Below are 22,465 nucleotides of genomic sequence, written 5' to 3'. Positions count from 1 at the left end.
GTTTTCTTTTGAATCAACAGCAAACAGCAACGATTGGCATCGATCATGAAGGAGCCAATCGCGGCATTTTGATTATCGGTCTGCTTGTCGCTATGCTTTTTTCTGCACTGGACAATACGATTGTGGGAACGGCCATGCCGCGAATTGTCGGGGAGCTTGGCGGTTTGGGCGTCATGACATGGCTAACCACCGCCTATATGCTTTCTTCCACCACAGTGGTGCCAATCGCCGGAAAACTGGCCGATATGATTGGACGTAAATCTGTCTATGTGGCAGGATTGCTGATTTTTATGGTTGGCTCTGCCCTTTGTGGTACAGCCCAATCGATGAATCAATTGATTCTATTCCGTGGACTGCAAGGGATTGGCGGCGGCATCATGATGCCGATGGCGATGATCATCATTGGCGATCTATTCACTGGTGAGCAGCGCGCCAAATGGCAAGGAGTATTCGGAGGGGTTTTTGGGCTTGCTTCCATCATCGGTCCGCAAGTCGGCGGATGGATTGTGGATTCATTGAATTGGCGCTGGGTATTTTATATTAACCTTCCTGTTGGAATCATTGCGACCGTTCTGATTGCCATCGGCTTAAAAGGCCAGCGCGGCACCGGACGCGTCAAAATTGATATCGGCGGAATCTTCACTATGATCGGCGGCGTTGTCTTCCTGCTGCTTGCACTTACATTTGGCGGCAAGAATTATCCCTGGTCTTCCTGGCAAATTGTTGCGTTATTGATTGGCTCCGCAGTGTTTTTGACGAGTTTCGGCTTGATCGAGTCAAAAGTCGGTGAACCGATTTTTCCTCTCCATTTGTTTAAAAACAAGACATTTTCTCTTTTAAGTGGAATTGGTTTTCTGATGGCTGTAGGAATGTTTGGCGCCATTATGTTCGTTCCATTATTTATGCAAGGAGTGATTGGGATCAGCGCTTCCGCTTCGGGAACGATTATGTTGCCAATGATGCTGTCCATGATCCTTACAAGCATTTTGGGCGGACGGATTGTGCGGAAAATCGGGGTCCGAACACAAATTATAATCGGAATGGTCACAATGGGTATCGGGTTCTGGCTGTTGTCCACAATGGGAATGCACACGACAAAATTGGTCGCAATGGGTCATATGGTCGTACTCGGACTTGGCGTAGGGCTTGTGATGCCGACGATTACTTTGGCTTTGCAAGAATCGTTTCCGAAGTCTGAACTTGGTGTCGTGACTTCATCCAGCCAGTTTTTCCGTCAGATCGGCGGAACATTTGGGATGACGATTTTGGGTGCAGTGATGAACGAAGGATCGACCCGTTTATTGACTGTAAAGTTAACGCCTTTTTTAGAAAAACTGCCTGTGCAGGCACATGGAATGGTGAATCAACTGGAAGCAATGATCCAAACAAATCCACAAGGATTGTACTCCTTGCTGTTAAGCCCGGAAGCACTTGCAAAAATGCCAAATGAAATTCAACAAACCGCTGTGCCGATTTTAAAAACTGCACTCGTTGAAACATTGCACAACGTATATCTATATGGATTGCTATTTGTAGGGTTGGGTGTACTGCTGACATTTTTTCTCGGAAATATTCAATTATCTAAAAATAGCCGTCCATTCGGTCGTGACCACAGCAGTAAATAAACAGAAAAAACCGGCGTGTAAACAGAAAATCCGGTTTACACGCCGGTTTCACTTTATGATTCCCGCTCTTCAATCCCGTATGTGACATCATGTACCGGGTGCATGAACGGGGCCATTAACATAGACGTATCCCCGTCTGCAAGCGCCTGATTTTCCCTGCGCTGGAATCCGGGATCCCTTTGATCATCCACCCATTGGTCCCCGGACAGAATAGCCGGATCAATATCTGTACTCCAATAGTCCAGTGGTGTATTCCGCCACGGTGCCTGTTTTTCTTGTAATGGAAGTTGATTTGTATCAGCATTTTGCTGTGAAAAGTTTTGATCGGCGTGTTTCTTCATCTTCAGCCCCCCTTACGTTTTACACCACTATCCATACGATTTCCTTATGAAAGGATATTTACTCGCGACATATCTTGCACATACGACCAATACTTCGTAATGTCGGAACATGCATGAGACTGCTGCCGGCAGCTCATCTTAAGAATAAATATGATCGCAGAGTAAACATGATCGCCTAAGGAGTGGAAGCATGTCATCTGGCGCTGAAAAACAATCCTTGCCATGGTCGCAGATTATTGTTTTAAGTTCCATACCATTGATCATGGTACTTGGAAATTCCATGTTAATTCCAGTATTGCAGGATATGCAAAAAGCATTGCATGTCAGCAAATTTCAAACATCACTTGTGATTAGTCTTTTTTCGGTTCCTGCAGGAATTATCATACCGTTGAGCGGTTTTTTATCCGATCGATTCGGCAGAAAAAAAATCATTATTCCCAGCCTTTTTTTATATGGCATCGGCGGTTTAATCGCCGGTTTTGCAGCAGGTTTTTTAAAACATCCGTATTTCATGATCATGGTCGGGCGTGTCATTCAAGGACTTGGTGCTGCCGGTACGGCTCCCATTACGATGGCCTTGATTGGAGATCTTTTTAAAGGAAGCAGCCGGAGTAAAATATTGGGGATTAATGAAGCGTCAAATGGATTCGGAAAAGTTCTCAGCCCAATTATCGGATCCTTATTGGGCTTCATCGTATGGTATGCCGCTTTTTTTGCATTTCCCGTGTTTTGTGTTGCGGCAGCTTTGGCATTATGGTTTTTGGTAAAAGAACCGGATCAGAAACGAGAGCCGCTGCCATTTGGAACGTACGTTAAAAACGTGAAAGAGATCTTGAAGCGGGAAGGCCGTTGGCTATTCTCTGCATATGCATGTGGCGTAATCGCACTTTTTACATTATTTGGCGTATTGTTTTTTCTTTCTGAAGTATTGGAAAGTCAATATCATATAGACGGGATTTTAAAAGGACTGATTTTGGCAATTCCGCTTGGAGCGATGTGCACGACTTCCTATATTACTGGTGCTGTCATCAAAAAGAACGTGGTATTGATGAAATGGCTGATTGCCACAGGTTTATTTTTGCTTGGCGGTTCCCTGGTTTGCAACGCTTTTTTTTCCAATACATATATTCGTATTGGCTTACTTGCAATTAGCGGAATTGGCACCGGTTTAGCACTTCCCTGTTTGAATATGCTGATCACAAGCGCCGTGTCATCACAAGAACGGGGGATTGTAACATCGCTATACGGCAGTGTACGTTTCTTGGGTGTAGCATTTGGACCGCCGATTTTCAGTTGGTTGATGGATCTATCCACAGCCCTTATGTTTATCAGCGTTGCTGCACTGGCTGCCGCTGGCGGCTTATTATGCATGATCTTCATTCATCCGGAAAAAAGTCAGAGTGAAAAAAAGCAACAAGCAGATGCATTCAGCCATTTGAAAGAACGGAGAGTTTGGACGTTTCGCAATAAAATTCGGTAAAACGGGTTCAATAGGCAATTTTGAAACGTATAATAGAAAGATCCTATTGTGAGGTGGAGGATATGGCGATGCAAAAATATGGCGATCTTCACGAAATCACAAAGCAAGCAATCAAAGACCGCGGTGTGGAGCTGAGCGATATTGCAGAATTGGTGCTATTTCTGCAAAAAGACTACGTTCCCGGCCTAACAATTGATCGCTGTTTGGAAAATGTAACTCATGTTTTAAAAAAACATGAAGTGCAATTGGCTGTTCTGACAGGCATTCAATTGGATATATTAGCGGAGAAACATTTGCTTGAACAGCCGTTGCAACAAATTATCGAGGTAGATGAAGGGTTATATGGAGTCGACGAAACACTCGCCCTTTCTATTTTAAACATTTATGGAACGATTGGGCTCACAAATTACGGATATATCGATAAATTAAAATATGGAATTCTGCATCAATTAAATGATAAATCAACTGGAAAAATCAATACATTTCTCGACGATATCGTCGGCGCTTTGGCGGCTGCAGCGGCCAGTCGAATTGCACATAGCGGAGCATGAGCAAAACGGCAATTGAAGGAAAACAATGTGCGAACAAAACAAACTGCAAACAATTACGGTGGCCGTATCGCCGCAGGACTTCCCCATCGCGGCAATTCGACCACCATTTGCATGATCATGTTCACGTTCGATCCGTTTACTGAATCGTTCCTTTTAGCTGTTTCAAAACATCTTGCAATTGCTTTAACGCTTTTCCAGCGGCCTCAAAATCTCCTTTGGCTGTTGCTTGCTGGTACTGCTGGAGAATTTGATATGCCTGATCTGCCAATTGCTTCTGATCCGTTCCTGAACCTGGTGTTTGACTTTGTCCCGCAGGCGATGGTTTTCCTTGCCCCAAATCCCTTTGGCTAACTGCATTTCCGGAAGATTGACCAGTACCGAATAATTTTTCGAAGGCAGCAGCAATGGAATCTTCCATTACGATTTTATCCTGGTATACCACAATCACCCGTTTTACCTGCGGCAATGCGCCGGCCCGATCTGCCTGTATATAGATCGGCTCTACATAGAGCAACCCTTTGTCAATAAATATCGGCAGCAGGTTTCCTCGGATGACATGGCTCCCCTGTTGATTCCATAATGTCAGTTGCTGACTGACAGAAGGCTCTTGATCAATTCGGCTTTCCACCTGCAAAGGTCCATAAATTAACTTCCCCCGCGGAAATTCATACAGCTCAAGCCTCCCGTAATTGTCACCGTCGTTTCTTGCGACCATCCACGCTACCAAGTTGTCTTTATGCTGCGGAGTGATCGGCAATGTAAGGACAAACTCCGATTGATTTTGCTGCGGCAGCTTCATCATTTGATAGAGAGGTTGAATCGGTATGGGCTTTCCATTAAATACTTCATTTGCTACAGACCAGACATCATCCCGATTGTAAAAGGATTGCGGATCATTGACATGATATGTCAACAGTGTATTTGCCTGTACGGAGAATAAATGTTCCGGATATCGAAAATGTGCTTTGATATCATCCGGTATCACCTTTGCAAACAAGTTTGGGAAAATCTTCGCATAACTGGCAGCGATCGGATCATTGGGATCGACCCGATACAATTGCACCGTTCCGTCATACGCATCGACAACCGCTTTTACAGAGTTTCTGATATAGTTGATCGTTTGACCGTTAAACGTAGTGCCTTCGCTATAGGGATATCTGGACGATGTCGTATATGCATCGACAATCCAGACCAGATGTCCGTTATCCCGTTTGACCAGATACGCATCCTGATCAAACTGCAAAAATGGCGCAATTTCCTGCAACCGCTCATAAATATTGCGATGAAAAAGAATTTTGCTATTGGCGGAAATTTGCGGACTTGTCAGCAGTTTCAAACTTTCCTGCCGCCATGCGAAGAGCAATCGATTCCATCCGCCGAGAGAAATACCTGCTTTCCCTGAATATCGGCTCGTGATATCCGTATCGCCGTTCGGATAATTAAATTCAGGCAGTGTTGCATCGACAATAACAGGTTTTGCGGTGGATTCGTCAAAATAAATTTCAGGTCGGCGAATCCCAAATGTACCCGCTTGAGGCATGTCTTTAGCCAAAAATTCCGGCAGTCCATCTGCTGTCACTTGGTTGACCGGGCTTACGACTGCCCCGTATCCATGTGTATAGACCAATGTTTGATTTAACCACGTTTGTGCCCGCTGCGGCAGTTTTTCCGGCTGCAAAGAGCGTGCGCTGATATACACTTCTTGCCCCTGGTACCGATCTACATCCACATCGTTAAAATGGTAGTACGGCTTCAATCCTTGCAACTGATTCAATACTTCGCCGACTTCCCGCACATCGTTGATTCGGATATTCTTGATCGTATCCGCATTCCGGGCAATTTCTTTCCCGGTAATTGTGCCGGTGGGATCCATTTGCTGATCGGCTACATGCTTTGCATCAATTCCAAAAGCTGCCCGCGTCGCTTCAATATTCCGTTTCAAGTATGGCGTCTCATAAGCGACTTCATTTCCGCCGACATTCACTTTCTGCACCCAAAGTTGAACAATTCCCCCGACGATCATCAAGGCCACAAGGGCAAGCGGCCCTGTGGCAGCCCATTTTAATTTTCCTCGCAAAACTCCTGCATACAACAATGCCGCTCCCACGATACTTATCACCATTGCAGCTACATCATACGGCAATTGTACGTGGATTTGCGTATATCCGGCGCCATACACAACTCCTGAATCATCGTACAACAGGTCATAACGATTCAAGTAATAACCGATACCCCATAAAATTAAAAATAACGCCCAGATTGCCGCAACATGCCTTCTCGCTTTACGATCCATCAGGATTTCTTTCTTCAGCGGTGCAAATATAAAATACGCGGCTGGAGCCATGATTCCCGCTAAAAATACAAGCACCATACATGCATGCAAGACAATCTCGTAAACCGGCAATTCAAATACATAGAAGGCGATATTTTTATGAAATACAGGATCGCTCGCGGCAAATGGCACATGATCAAAAAACAGCAATGCTTCCCGCCAACCGATGGAAGATAGACTGCCTCCCCCAATCCCCGCGATAAACAACGTAAAAAGTGCCCCTACGATCCAGTACATCTTCGAGAGAATCGGATTTCCAAACACGTGATTTCCCGATTTTATGAGGTTTCTGCGGATGATAAAAAACGTCCCGAACAATACGACTGCATACAAAAGAAATCCAATCACTTCAATTCCTATGCTTGCAGCAATACGCGTAATGTATACCTCTGCATAATGAACACTTGCTTGCCACTCATATTCCGTAATCAAGCGAATGCATGCAGTCAGCAATACAATACATACAACGACGATGCCGGCCATCCAGCGAAGCCAATTCCCGCTTCTGCCTTGCTGCTTGTTTCGAAAAATTCCCATAATGATCTCCTTTTCTTCATCTATATATGTCTATGATTTTCTATCACAGTTTCAATAGTTTCAATAGTTTCAGATGAAAATAGCAACTGATCGATCACTTGCAGATAATCCACACTTGCGCCATAACTGATCGGAATTTCGTATCCTTTCTTTTGGAAACAAGACAATGGTATCGACTTTCTACCGCCTTCCGCCTGTTTCCTATAATGCTCGATCACATGACAGGCATCCAGCCAATACGTTTTCTCTAATGATGTAAAGCGAACAATAACAAACGCGATTGCACCATGATACAGCGCTTTGCGCAAATGTTCAATTTGATGTGCATGGAAATTGTCCAGCGGGAAATTCGTTTTCGAGCGTGTTTCCTTTGCTTCAAATTCAAGAGCTTTACCTTGATATACTCCGGAATAGTCGACGGTGGAAGCTTTTTGAAAATATGCTTCACGAATCACTGCTGCGGAACGTTGGGGATACTCCACATGCACGATATTCACAGGAGTAGGTTTTTTAAATACCAGTGCCCGCAATGTTTCATTGTAATACTGGTTTGTTTCATTGATATCTTTTTCAAGCGTCATACCACGCCCGACACTGGAATACGGGCGAGATGACGCCAGTTGGCCGGGAATGCTTTGCACACGCTTCGGCTTGGTTCCTGCCGGGTATCGTATCATCTGAAATCCCTTCCGTTCATTAGAGTTCCCCTCGTCCAGGAAATCGTTTATAGTAAAGATGAATGGAACAAGGGAGAGGAGTTCCTCTATGTATCAAATTGCGAAAAAAAAGTATCCGAACACCATTGTCTGGCAACATGCAACGGATGTTGTGATACATCATGATACATTTCTGATCTGTGAAACACCCAAACGAACGCCTATTTATAGCGCGAGCGGGCATAAACTGTCAGAAAGCATTCATAGGCTTGCCTATATTCCCAATCACCAGTATTTTAATGTCTGGTATTCGAGAACGCCGGAAGAACAAATATCGATCCATTTTAGTACACCCTATTGGATGACCGGGCAGACCATTCAATTTGTCGATTATGATGTATCCATACTCGTAACGAACCGTTCTCTGGTGATCGACGATATTGATTTATGGCAGGAAAGCTCGTGGCGATATCCGGAACAAGATGTTCGTCATGTATTGCTTGCCATATCGAAGACGGTGGAACAATTGGTGCAGGATCGCTTTGCGCCGCTGGATTTGTTGCGCGATGTCTATAGCCGCTTATAGCCTGGCGGAAACGTGTGGCAGTCCAAGTCATGACGATTCGATCTGCTTCATAAGATGAATTAGACAGGCTCTCTCCTGTACGCCTTTGGAAAGACAAGGAGTCGATCGGCATGCATCTGCATACAACCAGACAAATGAGTTTCCAGCTCTTTATCGCTTTTTTGATCACGGGTGCTTTGGCATACTTTGAATATGTTGGTGGACAATATACCCACAGCCTTGCATTATCTGCAGACGCCGCCCATATTTTCCTGGATGGATTTGCCGTCCTGCTGGCTTGGCTGGCGGTTATCAGCGGGTCGCGCATCCCCTTTTTAAAAACCGTCTGTACGTTATTCAATGCAGTTCTGTTGATCGCCACCAGTTGTATGATCGCTTGGGAAACCATACCGCTCTTGGTACATCCGCAAGTCATTATTGCCAAACAGACATTGCTGGTAGCAGTGATATGTCTCATCCTAAACTTGCTCATCCTGCAAAGACTGACACACGGCAACCATGATGATAACATTCGGGCCGTAACATTCCATGTGCTCGGCGACATGATTTCATCGATTGGCGTGATCGTCAGTTCCGCATTTGTAGCACTGACAGGATTTAATCGGCTGGATTCTTTGGTTGCCGTGGGTGTGAGCATCTATCTCATGAGCAATGGCTGGTCTCTGCTGCTCAAGACCCTCACAACCCAAAGCCATCAAGCCCAAAATGAATAGGAATACAGCCGCTTGGTGCTTTAGAGAAATGCAGGCATTTCACGAATTTGGGTGAATCACATGATCCAAAGAAGCTGCGGGGGTTTGTTGGTGCGATCCTTGGTTCGTGCGCAAAAACAGCCAGACGCCGAGAATCGCCATGCATCCCCCGATCCATTGGGAGGGTGTAACCGTATCATTCAGCAATAGCACGGAGAGGGCAATGGCTCCGACCGGTTCACCCAGAATGCTCATCGATATCGTCGTTGCATTCACATACTTTAACAGCCAATTAAATAATGCATGGCCGAATATCGTCGGCACAATCGCCAACAGAACAAAGATTCCCCACTCTTTCCCCGGATATTGCACAAAAGAGTATCCGGCAAATATGTTATACACGGCGAACACGATTGAAGCAACAAAAAAAACAAGAATATTGTATACAAAAGATGACATTCGATTGCGCAAATTTTGCCCTGCCAACATATACACAGATACGGCTATTGTCCCGATGATCGAATACATATCCCCTTTTAAGGCATGGCCGGTTCCGCCAAAATCCCCCCACGCGATACAAACCGTTCCTCCCATTGCTATCAGCATACTGACAAGAGCAAGTACATTTGTCCGCTCCTTAAATAAAACATAGGCTCCGACCATCACAAAAATAGGTTCCAGTGTAGTCAGAATCATCGAACTCGCTACCGTTGTAAACTTTAAGGATCCAATCCAAAAAAGAAAGTGCAAACCTAAAAATAAGCCGGAAACAGTCAATATCCCCCAGTCTTTTCGGGACAATCGACGAATCTCCTGCATCCGCGGAATTAATAGAGGTGACATGATCACAACCGTGAAAAACAATCGATACATTCCCAAGATCGATGCCGGTGCATTTGACCATTTAATAAAGATGGCAGAAAAAGAAACGGCAATTACCCCTACTGCCATGATCAATATGGGTGGAACCGGACATTTTTTCTGCTGCAAACAGTTCTCACCCCTTTTCCTTTCTCTTTGAGCTGTACAGGTTTCTTTCGGTCTTTATAACTTCATTTCCATCTGAAGTTCTGGTTTTCTGTCATTTCACAGCTAGTATAGCATGGAATTGCCCCTTGGAAGCAAGAAAAACGGCAGGATGCACAGCTGCAGGATCCCGCCGCTTTCTTTTTTGTTATCGCAATACAGAACCTACATCCTTGATGGTGACAAGAATCATTAATAGAATTAAAACTGCAAATCCGATCGTGTTAATCATTGCTTCTACTTCCATTCGCAGACGTTTCCCGCCGCGAATCATTTCAATCAGCAAAACGACCAAACGTCCTCCATCCAGCGCCGGCAATGGCAATATGTTCAACACTGCCAGATTGACGCTAAGCAAGGACAGGAAGAATAACAGGTTCGGAAAGCCCGCTTGCGAGGCCTGGCCGGTAATTTGAATAATCTTCACCGGACCGGCGACATCCGCCATCGAGACATGACCGGTAATCATTTGTTTTAATCCCGATACGATCATGACGATCATGCCCCAGGTCTGTTTCATTGCCTGCTTGATATTTTCAAAGAAAGGCGCCTGTTGAATCGCAGTAATTTCCACACCGATTTTTTTCTGATTTCCTTGTCCCTGAGGAGTTACGGAAATCTGCAAATGCTGATTTGTACGTTCAACACCTAATTGCACACTTTGACTGCTTTGCAGAATATTTGTAAACATGTCATAGCTTGTAATCGGTTGTCCATTGATACTTACCACATGATCCCCGTTGTGCAGTCCGCTTTTGGCAGCCGGCGACCCGTCTAATACTTTGTTAATTACGATCTGGTTGGCCGGTTGTCCAGGACCCGCCTGTTGCCCGTATCCGATATATGCCACAGATAACATGAGGACAGCTGCAATCACATTAAACAAAACACCCGCTACAATCACGGCAATTCTGGCATAGATGGGACGATTATAAAACAATCGCGGATTCTCACTGGTCGAACCATCTTCACCAAACTCACCGGCCATCTGTACATATCCGCCCAAGGGAATCCAGTTCAGGCGATACACAGTCTCCCCAAAACGAAACTTGACAATGGCTGGACCAAAACCAACGGCAAACGCGTCCACTTGCACTCCCGACCATTTTGCAAATAAGAAATGTCCTAATTCATGGACAAATACAAGAAAACTGATTCCCAATAACCCATACAATATACTCATCGATCCGCCCCCAACGTACATCCATGTTTTTCAACAACGCGTATTGTCAATCTTGTACACTTATATTCATTGTATGATGTTCCACATGAATCTTGCAAAAAATCATGCAGAATGCAGCTTCATTTCCCAAAACTGATTCGATCCATCTCTTCTGTAATCAGTATACCAAAATTGTCGGCTGATCTTCGCAGGATTTCTCAACTCTTAATGAACGCTTTTTAAATCATACCGTATTTCATACGCCGGCAGCCAGACTTTATGTATATGGTCTCGAACTTGCACGATCACATGATCGTTAAAAACAGTCACAAGCCGACTCTCGCTTTCTGAAAGCGTATCTTTTGCAAACACATATCCTTCCCGTGCAGCATCCGGGAAAGGAAACAAACGGCGCTTATGGATCGTAAACGTGCCGCCGCCTCCGAGATACAGCACGCCATGTTGCAGGCAGGACTGATCCCCGCCTGTAATGGAATCATGCGTATGGCCGGAAAACCAAATCAATGGTGTATGCGCTTCTGCCAATTGCTTCAGTTCCCGGGATTGCAATACTTGTAAAGTCGTATCACCAGAAAAATCAACCGTTCCCTGCAGAGGCTGATGCAAAAAAACAAGGGTTGCTTTCGATTGTTTCTGCAATTGGGCTTTAAACCAGCGCACTTGCTCTGGCGAGATCCACGCAGCATCGGGATGATGTGCCCGCAGGCTCGTATATGCTTCCGATCCGAGGAACACCATATGGATCCCTTTCATATATTGATCGTAGTAAAGCCGATTCAGACCAAATTCTTTTCGGAACAATTTCTTTGCATCATCATCCGTCCACTGCGTTGCGTGGTGCACACGGTAATATTCATGGTTGCCAATGGACGCAAATATTCGACCTGTTTTATGTCGGTGAACAATGTCCCAAAAGATCCGATAATCCGTCGGCTCACCATTTGTTATATCTCCATTTATAATTGTTATATCGGGGGCATAGGAATCAATGTCTGCAAGCGCCTGTTCAAATTTTAGCGCAGCTTTCCGACCCCAAGCGTCGGTTGTGTGCATGACATGAACGTCTGACAAAACAGCAATTCTAAGTATTGGCGGCTCCAAGACCGGAGCTGCAAACGCGGCAGATCCCCAACATAGCATAAGCAAACAGAAGAAAAACATAACCGAGCCCATTCGCAGCCAGTGCATACAAATTCGTCTCCTTGGTATATGTCTCTTTACTATTGCCATGCTGGATAAAAATATGTAATCAAATGACGGGGTCTGATTGATTTCAACGATACATAAACGATTGCGGCTTACAAACGGCTTGCAAAAAAAATAAGGGGGTCATCCCCCCGGTATCCGTATCATTTGCATCCGATAATCGATTCAATCATCGACAGTATATTCCGTTTTTTGAACGCGTCTATTAAAAATCTATGAGTCCCAGACTGATTTGCAGCGCTTCATTCACACGCGTCATGAGTTCTTCATCCAGATGTGTAATTTTATCTGTTAACCGTTGCTTATCAATCGTCCGAATTTGCTCAAGCAAAATAACAGAATCCCGATCCAGTCCATATGATTTCGCATCAATTTCCACATGTGTGGGGAGTTTCGCTTTCTGAATTTGGGCAGTAATGGCAGCTACAACCACTGTTGGACTAAATCGATTCCCGATATCGTTCTGAATAATCAGCACAGGTCGAAACCCGCCTTGTTCAGAACCGATAACAGGCGATAAATCAGCGAAAAAAATGTCCCCACGCTTGACGTTCAATCATCTACACCCCGCTCACCAAACGGTCTAAAGTGAGGTCTGCCTCTTCTTCAGCAAGAAATGCTTCCGATGCAATATTCAAGTTAATCTTAGCCATTTCAAGGTAGCCTTTTTGCATACTTTCCCGAATATAGCGTTTCTTACGCTCTGTAAGATACAGACGCATGGCTTGACGGATAAGTTCACTGCGATTCGAGTGTTCCATTTCCACGATTCCGTCTACCTCCTGTAATAGGTTATTCGGTATGCTAATCATGATCCGTTTGGTTTCAGACAACATACGGCACCTCCAACATCACACCCTGCTACTACATTCCACCCGTTATTATACCGATCTTTCCAACAGTATGTCAAAGTCCCCAACTTTTCATACTCTTGCCAAGAGAGGACTTAACAGGAAACGGATTTTTGACAGTCCAGAAAAAATTCGACAACAGATCAAAAAATCCTTTTGTTATGTTTTGCCTGTTGCAGTTGCGAACATTTTCAGACCATCGTTTCAGGCGGATGTGCACGATATATACGAGGTACCCGCTTTCCCAGAGCACAAGAAACTTCATATGAAATTGTCCCGATTTTTTCTGCCACTTCATCAAGAGAGATCCATTGGTCCCCCATACGGCCATACAAACAAACGGTATCACCAACCTGTGCCGACTCAATTTCAGATACATCCAGCATCAGTTGATCCATCGACACCCGTCCTGCTACCGGCACTCTTTGTCCGCGAACAATCACCGTTCCTTGATTTGACAAGAGACGGCTATATCCGTCTGCATAACCGATGGGAACCGTGGCGATTCGACATGTCCTTGCTGCTTCGGCACAAGAAAATGTTCCGCCATAACCGACTTGATACTCTGGCGGCAGTTGTTCAATGCGCACAATTTTGGAATAGAGATGCAACGCCTGCCGCAGCTTGACGTTTTCCCGTTTCACTTCTGATGAAGGATAACATCCGTATGCTCCAATGCCGATTCGAACCATTTGCAAATGGAATTCGGGCAAATCAATCGCAGCGGCACTATTGGCAATATGCTGAATGGGAATGCTGATGCCCGCTTGCTCCAATGCGGAAATAAACCGGAGCCAGCGCTCGTATTGGGCAAATGTATAGGTTTTATCCACTTCATCCGCTCGCGACAAGTGCGAAAAAATACCCTCCAACTCCAGATACGGAGACTGGAGAATCCGAGTCGCCAGTTCTACAACGTCATTTGGGTTCATAATCCCGATACGGCTCATTCCGGTATCCACTTTGATATGCACTTTGACTCGTTTGCGCTGGTCTTCCGCAGCTTTCGCCAATGCGGACACTAATTCCGCCTGATAGACTGCCTGACTCAAATCGTTTTGTACGATCAAATCCGCTGCTTCGACAGGTACATAACCGAGTATCAAAATCGGCGTATCAATTCCCGCGCTTCGAAGCTCCATGCCTTCCTGCACCGTCGCCACACCCAAATACTCCGCGCCGGCAGCAATCGCCGTGCGGGCAACCGGAACAGCGCCATGGCCATATGCGTCCGCTTTTACTGCAACAAGCACTTTTACGTGTTCGCCAACCAATGATTTAAACTGTCGTACATTCCATGATATTGCATCCAAATCCACTTCTGCCCAAGTTGGACGTAGCATTTGCACCTTCCGGCCATCTCCTTAATCATCCGTTCAAAGTATACGAATGCTGTCTGCTTTTTATGTGTAAAAAACGAAACAAGTTCATTTGGCAGGCATCCGCTTTGAACAAAACCTGTTTGCAATTTCAGCTATAGTACAAACCCAGGTTTTCCATTTCTCTTGATCAGAAATTTTATTCCGAAATCTAGTATATATCAATCCATGAACGGAAACCAGTTGCAATGCGAACGCTTTGCAACTGGTCAGCTACTGTTTTGCTGCTGGTTAGCTTACTCTGTCATGCTTCCATGTAACTTCTGTAGATGCTTCCATGTAACATGCTGTTTTTTTCCCCGGATCCTTGATGCCGGTTTTTATCCTGCTTTACTTTCCGACGGACGCCATGGTTGATGCCGCCACTTTCTCCATTTCCCCGATCGGCATGGACGAAGAGAGGGAATATTGGACATTGTGATTCAGCCAATACATCGTCCGGGCATCGTTTGTTCCTGTAAGGATAATCGGCAGTCCATAAATATCATATAGGGTTCCGCTTGTTAATACGGATTCTTTCGGTGCAGGGCGCTCTTCGACTAATGTTAAGGGATGTTGTCCGGCATAGCGAATCAAGATCGTATGATCCGTTTCCGTATCTTGCGCCAGTTTCTTTGTTCCGATCGGCAAATACGCCGGCTCCACTACACCGAAATCCTTGGAACCAGCCATGACCGCCACATCGCTGTTCTGTGCCAGCGCCAGCGCTTTTTGCGGGTCAAATGCGTCTTTGTCAAAGCTGACGCCTGTTTTGAATGAATCATACTGTACCGTTACAATCGGAGTGTCCTTGCGGTCTAACAAAATCACCTGTTTGGGATAAAGCGTTTTTGCATCCAATTCGATTTTTTGCCTGGCTACCAAAGGATTTTCAGGATTCATCGGCATGTCAAAGGCCACATATCCGTCTCCCGAAGAATAATGTTTATCTTTTGAATCCAGGATTCTATGAATCACAGAATGATACAAGTAAATATGGCCTTGGTTTTCTGCCCATTCCCCTTTAAAACGAAACGTCTTTTTTAACTGGGGGCTTACGATGAAAATCCCTTCTTTGTTTTTAACGATCACCTGTGAAATCTCTTTGTTCTCATTGCCAAGGGCGATTCGATATTCATCAGGCGCTTGATACCATGTTTCAATATAATACTTTTGAATGCTGTTTTGCATCTTGACAGACATCATCGCAGTACTTTTGTAGGATGTTAGCGACTTGCTGACATGATCCAACTCTTTCACTACGGAATCGGATGTTTTGATCCCGCACCCGGCCAGTCCCAGACCCATGACCAACAACAGCGTCAGCAGCCAGCGGAAATATTTTCGCACTCCAACCACTCCTCACCGATTTCAAGTTTCCTTGATAACACATATATTCCACTCGTCCAATATTTATGTACAAGTTGACGTAGTGCTATCGAGAGTTTTAGAAATGGATGGAGAAATAGAAATGATCGGTGAAATTTTCTTCGTCTTTTTTGTTAAAATCTAATCCTTGGTTTCCGCCACCACAAAAGCAACCACCGAATCCTTCGCATGACTGATCGACACATGCCATTTCTCAATCTTCCTCGCAGCAGCCAATGCCAGCGCCTGGCCGGTTAGTTGCACAGACGGAGCGCCGCTTGGCAATTGCACGACTTCGATGTCATGCCAGCCAATCGTCCCAATGCCGCAGCCAAGAGCCTTCGAAACAGCTTCCTTGACGGCAAAACGGCCGCCGATAAACTCAACGGTCCGTGATGATGTGGGAGTTTGCAAGAATGCAGTATGATTCCTTTGCTCCTGTCCTGAAAAAATTCGCCGTATAAATCCTTCCCTGTGTCTTTCCAAGACCTCCCGAATTCGTTTCAAATCCGCCAAATCAACGCCAATGCCTGCGATCACGAACATTCCCACGCTTCCTCATTTGATCAATCGAATCCATGCCATCAATCGATGACCGGTTCATCGTCTGAACCAGAATCATCCTCTTTATTGCCATTCTCTTTATAATACGGATTTAAATGAATCAGTACTTCATGTACCCGCTTATGTTTTTCCATAATGGAATGTTTCACTTCCCGCGACAAATCATGACCTTCCTGGATGGTAAGTGTGCCAAGAACAGAAATTCTGACATCCACCAAAATATAGTGACCGTGTTCACGTGCCCGGATCCGGTCGATTCGTTCCACGCCTGTTACAGATGACACCAAATCCTCAAGCGATTGTATAAACTCGGGAGGCGCATTTCTCTCCATTAATGTTTGGACAGCCCCATAACCCATCCGATAGGAAATATACAAGATCAGTAAACCGACTAAAATACCGGCTACAGGATCTGCGTAAGTGAGCAGCGGCATGTTTTTGACAATTCCGATGATGGCAATGCCGATGCCGATGGCCGCCGCCAAAGATGCCCAGACATCCGAACGGTGATCTTCCGCCAACGCTTCCAATGCCTGACTTTGCAGCATTCTCGCCTTACGTATCGTATATCTGTACAATATTTCTTTAATTACTAACGAAACGATAGCAGCCCAAAGCGCCCAGCTCTCCATGCCAACCGAATCACTGCCTGTCTGCTGGTGATGCCAAATTGATTTTGTCGAGGAGTATATCACGTCAAACCCTGCCAAAATCAAGACAACCGCTACGACAGCGGATGCAATGACCTCCGCTTTTCCATGACCATATGGATGATCTTCATCTGCCGGGCGATTGGAAATACTGATTGCTCCCAGGACTGCCATTGAGGCTAATGAGTCGGTAGCAGAATGAATTCCGTCAGCAAATAACGCATCGCTCCCAGCCCAAATGCCTACAATACATTTCACTGCTGTCAGAAGTATATTGCTGAAAGTGCTGACCCCACCGACCCAACGGCTGATTCTCTCCCTCTCCATTCGTTTCACCTCGATATATAGAACCCAAAGACGTATCTCTCGTTTGCCCTTTATGGTATTCTTTTGAATTCAGATCAACCGATCGTTGCAAGGAATCCTGATGATTAAAAAAACACTCCCAAGTTGCTTGTGGGAGTGTTTTGCGGCTTGTCGTATGTACATACTGTAACACCCTTTTTTGGCGGTGTAAATAACGAATGCACAAAAAACCGCGTTGTACCACGATTCAAAGAACTTCCTGAATCCTTCGAAAACTGTTTTCTGCTGTTTATCATTTCCTAAACGCTAGAGATCTCCCAGTTCCAATTCCTGCACGTTTACCTGATCAATGTCCATGACACCGCGGTTGACATCGACGATGTCCAGATAATTGGGATGCAAAGCGGCTACAGCCCCTTCGACGCGTTTTTTAAAGGTAATCGATGGATTCTTTGCCATGGCCTCGGCGCCGTGACGAAGGTCGCCCAAAAACGCACCCACATACCCGCCTCTGTTAATCGCCTGGATATCTGCATAATGTGCAGGCAGAACCAATACATCGTTATCAAGATTTTTCACTCGTCGAAATGTAGTATTAAATAATTTTTCTGCCCATTCTTGTGCTTTTCCGGCCATATCAGGAATCCCCACTTCGCCTACAACAATGGAGTCACCGGAAAGAAGCGCCTGGTTGTTGACGACAAGAGCGGCAGACCCCCCCATCGTTTGTCCTTCCGTCGGTACATAAACCGTCCGAATCTCGACAGAGCCGCAACGAATCGTACCCTGATTTAAAAATGTACAATGCAGTTGAGTTTGATGCGCTTCACTTTTTGGAATGTAGTATTCCGCCTTGGTATGCTTGAGTAATTCGCGGGCGCCAGAGATATGATCCGTATGAATATGCGTGTCAATAATATGCGTGATTTTTGCATTTTCCCGTTCGGCAATTTCCAAATACTGCTGTATATGAATGGCCGGATCGACGACACACATCTGTTTCCCGGAAACAATGACGTAAGACAAGCAGCCTTTCGCCACGCGATTGACTTGAATCAGCTTCAGTTGCGGCTGTTCAATAATATTGGATTGCACATAAAATTGGTACCAGGTTTGGAAACCGCTTTGTAAATATGAAACATTGTATCCTTTCTCCTGCATATGCTCAGCCACTTTGTTGGCTGATTCCTCTTCCAGCGAGACGACAATCACATGTGTGTTTTTTGGTATCAACTGATTATTGATTTCATCTTCACGAAACTCGAAATACGGAATATTGATCGCTTTCAATGCTTGCCCTTGTATGCGCCAATCCTGGTAATCCACACGATTGCGAACATCCAGTATAAAAAAGGATTCACCTGCCCGCATCCGATCATACATCTCACGTGTTGTAATTGCCTGCACTGCCATATAAGGTTCCTCCTTTAACACGCGCCAATGTAGACATACGTGTATCACTCTAACACTTGCTGTTTTTCGTTACAGTTAGGATAACCACAATGGTTTGCAATCCATACTGCAACTTGTTTCCAGTTTCTTCATTGCGAAAAGGAATTTGCCGGACAATTGCGAACTATATAAGAATTACAATTTTTCACGAGGTGTTAGGATGAACATGTTAGACGTAAAAAATCTTTCCTGGATTCGCGAACAAAAACCGATATTAGACGATATTCAATGGCAAATCAAAGAACATGAACATTGGGCCCTCGTTGGTCTGAACGGTTCCGGAAAAACATCCTTGTTAAAAATGATTACCGGGTATGAATGGCCCACTCGCGGCAAGATACAAGTACTTGGAAACACATTTGGCGAATGTGAAATTCAACATGTGAGAAAGTCGATTGGCTGGGTAAGTTCCGCCATTCGCGAACAAATCTATCCCAGTGATTCTGTCTTGGAGGTAGTGGTCAGCGGGAAATATGCATCCATCGGCATTTGGACAAAGCCGGAGCACGGGGATTATGAACAAGCACACCAGATCCTCGAACACATGAACTGCCAGACACTTGCGAAGAGCCGATATGGTGTGCTCTCGCAAGGGGAAAAACAAAAAGTGCTATTGGCTCGTGCGCAAATGGCTCAGCCGCATTTGTTGATCCTGGATGAACCTTGTTTCGGGTTGGATCTGCGGGCGCGGGAGCAATTTTTGCAAGTATTGCAAACAATGGGACAGGATCAAAGCATGTCTATTATTCTGGTTACACATCACATCGAAGAAATTTTGCCTGTATTTACACATGTTGCACTGATTGCAAATGGAAAATTTGTCGCTAGTGGTCCAAAGCGTGAAATATTGACAGAGCAGCATTTGCGGGATACATTCCAAGTGGATGTAAAATTGGAATGGAACAATGATCGGCCGTGGATTCAAATTGTGAACAGATCCTAATGTATGGCACAGACTCCTCTAAAGCACATGTTTTCCGATTGCATGAGAGAACTTTTACGTGCCATAGAGGAGTCATATTTGTCCAATTTTCAAAAATCCGATTCCCATTTGTCTAGCAGTCTTTTCGCTTTAGCCGCGCTTTTTTAGTCGCTGGCTATTTTTCAACGTCGCCTTGCCATGCAAGCATTCCGCCGACCATATTTTTAATCTTGGAATATCCTTGCCGCGCCAAAAATTCACAAGCCATTGCGCTTCGTTTTCCGCTTCTGCAGACGAGAATCACCGAATCTTCCGGATCGATCTCCTGAAAACGTTCGGCAAACTCGCTGAGGGGAATTAACTTGGCGCTTGGAATATGTCCGCTATTGTATTCATCCACTTCCCGGACATCGATAATTTTCGTCTGTCGCTCCGCTATACTTTGCTCTACTTCAGCCGGATCAATCTCTTCAAAAAATACATTTCCATTTTCGTTCATCTCTATATACCCCTTCCCATGAAAAAACCAAGCTTAAAGAGGATGTTCAAAAAGTAGTCGCTTTTTGAACACGCACTTAAAGTGAAACTAAGCTTATACAGTTATGTCACTTATAATTGCTGATAGTATATCAAAAAAACAGAGGTTATCCAAAACTGTTTTCACGCGCAAAAAACAGGTGAAGGACACGAACCCATCACCTGTTGGAACAATTGCAGATATTTTTGAATTTCGATCGAATTTGCTGCCAAGTATTCAATTGCGGTCAAGAAAATAACCGGCTCCCGATTTTACCGGTTTTTTCTCAAGCAAGGCTGTTTCTTCAATCGCAACAGATGTTAAAAACTGCCGTTTTACTAATTGTTCTGCCAACTCCAAGGCAGAATGGTCATCATTTGCTGCTAAAATAACCGTTGTCAGTCCGTGCTCAGCTATCTGACATTCTAATTTATAAAGAAACATGGGGAACTCCACACTTATTCCTTTCCTGCTGCTACTTCTTGCACTTCTGCCACTTCAGCGATCGCTTGGTCTAGCTTTTGTTGCATTGCCGGAATTCCAACACGCGCAACAAATTGATAAAACAACTCATTCGGCGTACGTTCCGTTTTGTAGAAAAGAATGAGGCGTTCCAGAACCGGTCCGACCAAGTCCCCTTCCACTCTGCCTTTTAGCTTCGTGTTGAATCTTGCATCCGGCCCCAGTGTACCGCCAACAAAAATATCAAACGCATCACGCACGCCATCCGGTTTTTTCACTAATGCACCCTGCAAACCGATGTCCGCGATTTGTTGCTGGCCGCAAGAGTTCGGACAGCCATTCACATGAATTCGGACTGGCGTATCCAATTCGACATGCTCATCCAAATAATTGGAGATTGCTTTCATCCGCTCTTTTGTTTCCGTGACGGCCAAGTTGCAAAACTCATTACCCGTACAAGAAATCACGTGGCCGGCAAACAGTTTTGGAAAAGGAGTGAGACGCTTTAACAATGGTTCCGCCAATACTTCGTCGATTTTTTCATTCGGAATGTTCGGCAGAATAATATTTTGGGAATTACATGTCCGCAGTTCCCCATTGCCATAACGGTCTGCCAAATCAGCCAACTCGAACAACTCTTCCGCGCTTAAACGGCCCACTTGGATCGAGAGTCCGATATATGACAGTCCCTCTTGTTTCTGCGGATGAACACCTGTAAAGTAACCAGCGTTCCATCCTTTTCCTTGATCGACCCCGCGCGAAGGCATCGGCCCGATGATTTCCGTCAATTTTTCCAAAAACGTATCTGCTCCCCAGTCAGCCACCAAGAATTTGAAACGGGCATGTGTACGCTTTTCCCGATAGCCATAATCCCGGAAGATTGTAGTAACGCCAAGCGCTACTTTTACTACATCTTCAGGACGGACAAATATATCGATCGGCAATGCCAAATGCGGCTTTGTAGATAATCCGCCGCCGACGAGAATATGGAAACCAACCACTTCTTCTCCATCGATCTCTTTTGTAGCAGGCACAAATGCCAAATCGTTGATTTCCGCATGTGACGTATTGTACACATTTGCAGACAAAGATACTTTGTATTTGCGCGGAAGATTGGAAAATTCCCGATTTAAATGCAGCGCCTTGGATAACTCTTCAATCAGCGGACGGGTATCCATCAATTCGTCCGGATCGATCCCTGCAAGCGGATTGCCGATAAATGTACGCGGGCAGTCGCCGCACGCTTCGAAGGAAGACAAACCGACTGCCGCCAAGCGTCCGAAAATATCCGGCATATCCTGGATTTGCAGCCAATGGAACTGAACCGCCTGGCGTGTCGTTACATCGATCAAATTCCGTCCATAATCACGGCTGATGCCTGCAATCGCCCGCGCCTGTTTCGTGGACAGGACACCTGAATGGATGCGCACACGCATCATGAAATGGCCGGTTTTCGGTTTTTGCTGATAAATACCCGCCCACTTGAACCGATCCATGTCATCAGGAGTAATTGCATCAAAGCCTAAATTTGCATATCGATAAACGTCTGCAATGACATCAAGTCCATCTTTTTCTAATTTTGCCAACTCTAGTTTATTTAACTTGCTTGTATCTTCTGCCCAAACTTTTGTATAAGTTGCCATCAGGGTACCTCCAATTTCAAACTAAACTACTCGGATTACTAATATTAATATCATACAGGTTTTCTTGCATTCTGTAAACTCCCATTCAAAAGATCCAATCAAAAAAAAGACACTTGCCATGAAGTGAAGATAGCAAGTGCAAAATAAAACGGAAACG

At 45.0% G+C, this 22,465-nt stretch carries 22 protein-coding genes; 6 read left to right on the top strand and 16 right to left on the bottom strand.

The window, feature by feature from the left end:
• The first annotated feature begins 8 nt into the window (after positions 1 to 8).
• Positions 9 to 1,625 carry an MDR family MFS transporter gene (locus tag LSG31_RS08050; RefSeq protein WP_347438821.1) on the top strand — a complete coding sequence of 539 codons (1,617 nt, stop codon included), beginning with the start codon at positions 9 to 11 and terminating at the stop codon, positions 1,623 to 1,625.
• 53 nt (positions 1,626 to 1,678) lie between these two features.
• Here the strand turns inward: LSG31_RS08050 and LSG31_RS08045 are convergent, their stop codons facing one another.
• On the bottom strand, positions 1,679 to 1,966 hold the full coding sequence (locus LSG31_RS08045) for a DUF3905 domain-containing protein (protein ID WP_347438820.1): 288 nt from the start codon (positions 1,964 to 1,966) through the stop codon (positions 1,679 to 1,681).
• A 190-nt stretch (positions 1,967 to 2,156) separates the two neighbouring features.
• Between LSG31_RS08045 and LSG31_RS08040 the strand changes: the two genes are divergently transcribed.
• Positions 2,157 to 3,446, top strand: coding sequence for an MFS transporter (locus LSG31_RS08040; RefSeq protein ID WP_347438819.1), 1,290 nt, complete (start codon positions 2,157 to 2,159; stop codon positions 3,444 to 3,446).
• A 62-nt stretch (positions 3,447 to 3,508) separates the two neighbouring features.
• A complete protein-coding gene (locus LSG31_RS08035; protein WP_347438818.1) occupies positions 3,509 to 3,997 on the top strand; it encodes a phosphatidylglycerophosphatase A family protein in 489 nt (162 codons plus the stop codon).
• 136 nt (positions 3,998 to 4,133) lie between these two features.
• On the opposite strand, the gene LSG31_RS08030 is transcribed toward LSG31_RS08035, so the two are convergent.
• Together LSG31_RS08030 and recU are read right to left on the bottom strand one after the other, a co-directional pair.
• Entirely contained in the window at positions 4,134 to 6,866 is a 2,733-nt protein-coding gene (locus LSG31_RS08030; protein ID WP_347438817.1) for a UPF0182 family membrane protein, read from the bottom strand.
• 20 nt (positions 6,867 to 6,886) lie between these two features.
• Positions 6,887 to 7,543, bottom strand: a complete 657-nt coding sequence (recU, locus tag LSG31_RS08025; protein WP_347438816.1) for a Holliday junction resolvase RecU — start codon at positions 7,541 to 7,543, stop codon at positions 6,887 to 6,889.
• An 88-nt stretch (positions 7,544 to 7,631) separates the two neighbouring features.
• Between recU and LSG31_RS08020 the strand changes: the two genes are divergently transcribed.
• Together LSG31_RS08020 and LSG31_RS08015 are read left to right on the top strand one after the other, a co-directional pair.
• Positions 7,632 to 8,108: a hypothetical protein gene (locus tag LSG31_RS08020; protein WP_347438815.1), complete on the top strand. Its 477-nt coding sequence runs from the start codon at positions 7,632 to 7,634 to the stop codon at positions 8,106 to 8,108.
• 110 nt (positions 8,109 to 8,218) lie between these two features.
• Positions 8,219 to 8,821 (top strand): cation diffusion facilitator family transporter, encoded by a 603-nt coding sequence (locus tag LSG31_RS08015; RefSeq protein ID WP_347438814.1) that lies wholly within the window; start codon positions 8,219 to 8,221, stop codon positions 8,819 to 8,821.
• A 39-nt stretch (positions 8,822 to 8,860) separates the two neighbouring features.
• Here LSG31_RS08015 and LSG31_RS08010 read toward each other — a convergent pair whose 3' ends face one another.
• The 10 genes from LSG31_RS08010 to LSG31_RS07965 form a co-directional block, all read right to left on the bottom strand.
• Entirely contained in the window at positions 8,861 to 9,790 is a 930-nt protein-coding gene (locus LSG31_RS08010; RefSeq protein WP_347438813.1) for a DMT family transporter, read from the bottom strand.
• 184 nt (positions 9,791 to 9,974) lie between these two features.
• On the bottom strand, positions 9,975 to 11,009 hold the full coding sequence (rseP, locus tag LSG31_RS08005) for an RIP metalloprotease RseP (protein WP_347438812.1): 1,035 nt from the start codon (positions 11,007 to 11,009) through the stop codon (positions 9,975 to 9,977).
• A gap of 204 nt (positions 11,010 to 11,213) precedes the next feature.
• Positions 11,214 to 12,197 carry a metallophosphoesterase family protein gene (locus LSG31_RS08000; protein WP_347438811.1) on the bottom strand — a complete coding sequence of 328 codons (984 nt, stop codon included), beginning with the start codon at positions 12,195 to 12,197 and terminating at the stop codon, positions 11,214 to 11,216.
• A gap of 223 nt (positions 12,198 to 12,420) precedes the next feature.
• Complete coding sequence (locus tag LSG31_RS07995) at positions 12,421 to 12,771, bottom strand: type II toxin-antitoxin system PemK/MazF family toxin (protein ID WP_347438810.1); 351 nt, start codon at positions 12,769 to 12,771, stop codon at positions 12,421 to 12,423.
• Between the two features lie 4 nt (positions 12,772 to 12,775).
• On the bottom strand, positions 12,776 to 13,051 hold the full coding sequence (locus LSG31_RS07990; protein WP_347438809.1) for a CopG family ribbon-helix-helix protein: 276 nt from the start codon (positions 13,049 to 13,051) through the stop codon (positions 12,776 to 12,778).
• Between the two features lie 206 nt (positions 13,052 to 13,257).
• Positions 13,258 to 14,409 carry an alanine racemase gene (alr, locus tag LSG31_RS07985; RefSeq protein WP_347439466.1) on the bottom strand — a complete coding sequence of 384 codons (1,152 nt, stop codon included), beginning with the start codon at positions 14,407 to 14,409 and terminating at the stop codon, positions 13,258 to 13,260.
• Positions 14,410 to 14,775: 366 nt separating this feature from the next.
• Complete coding sequence (locus tag LSG31_RS07980; protein WP_347438808.1) at positions 14,776 to 15,774, bottom strand: LolA family protein; 999 nt, start codon at positions 15,772 to 15,774, stop codon at positions 14,776 to 14,778.
• A gap of 159 nt (positions 15,775 to 15,933) precedes the next feature.
• A complete protein-coding gene (gene acpS / locus LSG31_RS07975; RefSeq protein WP_347438807.1) occupies positions 15,934 to 16,338 on the bottom strand; it encodes a holo-ACP synthase in 405 nt (134 codons plus the stop codon).
• A gap of 38 nt (positions 16,339 to 16,376) precedes the next feature.
• Positions 16,377 to 17,333: a cation diffusion facilitator family transporter gene (locus tag LSG31_RS07970; RefSeq protein WP_347438806.1), complete on the bottom strand. Its 957-nt coding sequence runs from the start codon at positions 17,331 to 17,333 to the stop codon at positions 16,377 to 16,379.
• A gap of 285 nt (positions 17,334 to 17,618) precedes the next feature.
• A complete protein-coding gene (locus LSG31_RS07965; RefSeq protein ID WP_347438805.1) occupies positions 17,619 to 18,725 on the bottom strand; it encodes an MBL fold metallo-hydrolase in 1,107 nt (368 codons plus the stop codon).
• A 205-nt stretch (positions 18,726 to 18,930) separates the two neighbouring features.
• Here LSG31_RS07965 and LSG31_RS07960 point away from each other — a divergent pair, with 205 nt between their 5' ends.
• Positions 18,931 to 19,707, top strand: coding sequence for an ABC transporter ATP-binding protein (locus tag LSG31_RS07960; protein ID WP_347438804.1), 777 nt, complete (start codon positions 18,931 to 18,933; stop codon positions 19,705 to 19,707).
• A 154-nt stretch (positions 19,708 to 19,861) separates the two neighbouring features.
• Here LSG31_RS07960 and LSG31_RS07955 read toward each other — a convergent pair whose 3' ends face one another.
• The 3 genes from LSG31_RS07955 to LSG31_RS07945 all read right to left on the bottom strand — a co-directional run bounded on the left by LSG31_RS07955 (position 19,862) and on the right by LSG31_RS07945 (position 22,308).
• Positions 19,862 to 20,185: a rhodanese-like domain-containing protein gene (locus LSG31_RS07955; RefSeq protein WP_347438803.1), complete on the bottom strand. Its 324-nt coding sequence runs from the start codon at positions 20,183 to 20,185 to the stop codon at positions 19,862 to 19,864.
• A gap of 255 nt (positions 20,186 to 20,440) precedes the next feature.
• Positions 20,441 to 20,647, bottom strand: a complete 207-nt coding sequence (locus tag LSG31_RS07950; protein ID WP_347438802.1) for a DUF3906 family protein — start codon at positions 20,645 to 20,647, stop codon at positions 20,441 to 20,443.
• Between the two features lie 14 nt (positions 20,648 to 20,661).
• Entirely contained in the window at positions 20,662 to 22,308 is a 1,647-nt protein-coding gene (locus tag LSG31_RS07945) for a nitrite/sulfite reductase (RefSeq protein ID WP_347438801.1), read from the bottom strand.
• Positions 22,309 to 22,465: the final 157 nt, after the last annotated feature.

Source organism: Fodinisporobacter ferrooxydans (genome assembly GCF_022818495.1).
GTDB lineage: Bacteria > Bacillota > Bacilli > Tumebacillales > MYW30-H2 > Fodinisporobacter > Fodinisporobacter ferrooxydans.
This window is presented reverse-complemented; position numbering and strand designations above follow the sequence as displayed.

What these genes read in the sequence shown, in the direction of transcription:
- LSG31_RS08045 (WP_347438820.1), bottom strand. Translation starts at nt 1,966, where the DNA reads ATGAAGAAACACGCCGATCAAAACTTTTCACAGCAAAATGCTGATACA.
- LSG31_RS08040 (WP_347438819.1), top strand. Translation starts at nt 2,157, where the DNA reads ATGTCATCTGGCGCTGAAAAACAATCCTTGCCATGGTCGCAGATTATT.
- LSG31_RS08035 (WP_347438818.1), top strand. Translation starts at nt 3,509, where the DNA reads ATGGCGATGCAAAAATATGGCGATCTTCACGAAATCACAAAGCAAGCA.
- LSG31_RS08030 (WP_347438817.1), bottom strand. Translation starts at nt 6,866, where the DNA reads ATGGGAATTTTTCGAAACAAGCAGCAAGGCAGAAGCGGGAATTGGCTT.
- recU (WP_347438816.1), bottom strand. Translation starts at nt 7,543, where the DNA reads ATGATACGATACCCGGCAGGAACCAAGCCGAAGCGTGTGCAAAGCATT.
- LSG31_RS08020 (WP_347438815.1), top strand. Translation starts at nt 7,632, where the DNA reads ATGTATCAAATTGCGAAAAAAAAGTATCCGAACACCATTGTCTGGCAA.
- LSG31_RS08015 (WP_347438814.1), top strand. Translation starts at nt 8,219, where the DNA reads ATGCATCTGCATACAACCAGACAAATGAGTTTCCAGCTCTTTATCGCT.
- rseP (WP_347438812.1), bottom strand. Translation starts at nt 11,009, where the DNA reads ATGAGTATATTGTATGGGTTATTGGGAATCAGTTTTCTTGTATTTGTC.
- LSG31_RS08000 (WP_347438811.1), bottom strand. Translation starts at nt 12,197, where the DNA reads ATGCACTGGCTGCGAATGGGCTCGGTTATGTTTTTCTTCTGTTTGCTT.
- LSG31_RS07990 (WP_347438809.1), bottom strand. Translation starts at nt 13,051, where the DNA reads ATGTTGTCTGAAACCAAACGGATCATGATTAGCATACCGAATAACCTA.
- alr (WP_347439466.1), bottom strand. Translation starts at nt 14,409, where the DNA reads ATGCTACGTCCAACTTGGGCAGAAGTGGATTTGGATGCAATATCATGG.
- acpS (WP_347438807.1), bottom strand. Translation starts at nt 16,338, where the DNA reads ATGTTCGTGATCGCAGGCATTGGCGTTGATTTGGCGGATTTGAAACGA.
- LSG31_RS07970 (WP_347438806.1), bottom strand. Translation starts at nt 17,333, where the DNA reads ATGGAGAGGGAGAGAATCAGCCGTTGGGTCGGTGGGGTCAGCACTTTC.
- LSG31_RS07965 (WP_347438805.1), bottom strand. Translation starts at nt 18,725, where the DNA reads ATGGCAGTGCAGGCAATTACAACACGTGAGATGTATGATCGGATGCGG.
- LSG31_RS07960 (WP_347438804.1), top strand. Translation starts at nt 18,931, where the DNA reads ATGTTAGACGTAAAAAATCTTTCCTGGATTCGCGAACAAAAACCGATA.
- LSG31_RS07955 (WP_347438803.1), bottom strand. Translation starts at nt 20,185, where the DNA reads ATGAACGAAAATGGAAATGTATTTTTTGAAGAGATTGATCCGGCTGAA.
- LSG31_RS07950 (WP_347438802.1), bottom strand. Translation starts at nt 20,647, where the DNA reads ATGTTTCTTTATAAATTAGAATGTCAGATAGCTGAGCACGGACTGACA.
- LSG31_RS07945 (WP_347438801.1), bottom strand. Translation starts at nt 22,308, where the DNA reads ATGGCAACTTATACAAAAGTTTGGGCAGAAGATACAAGCAAGTTAAAT.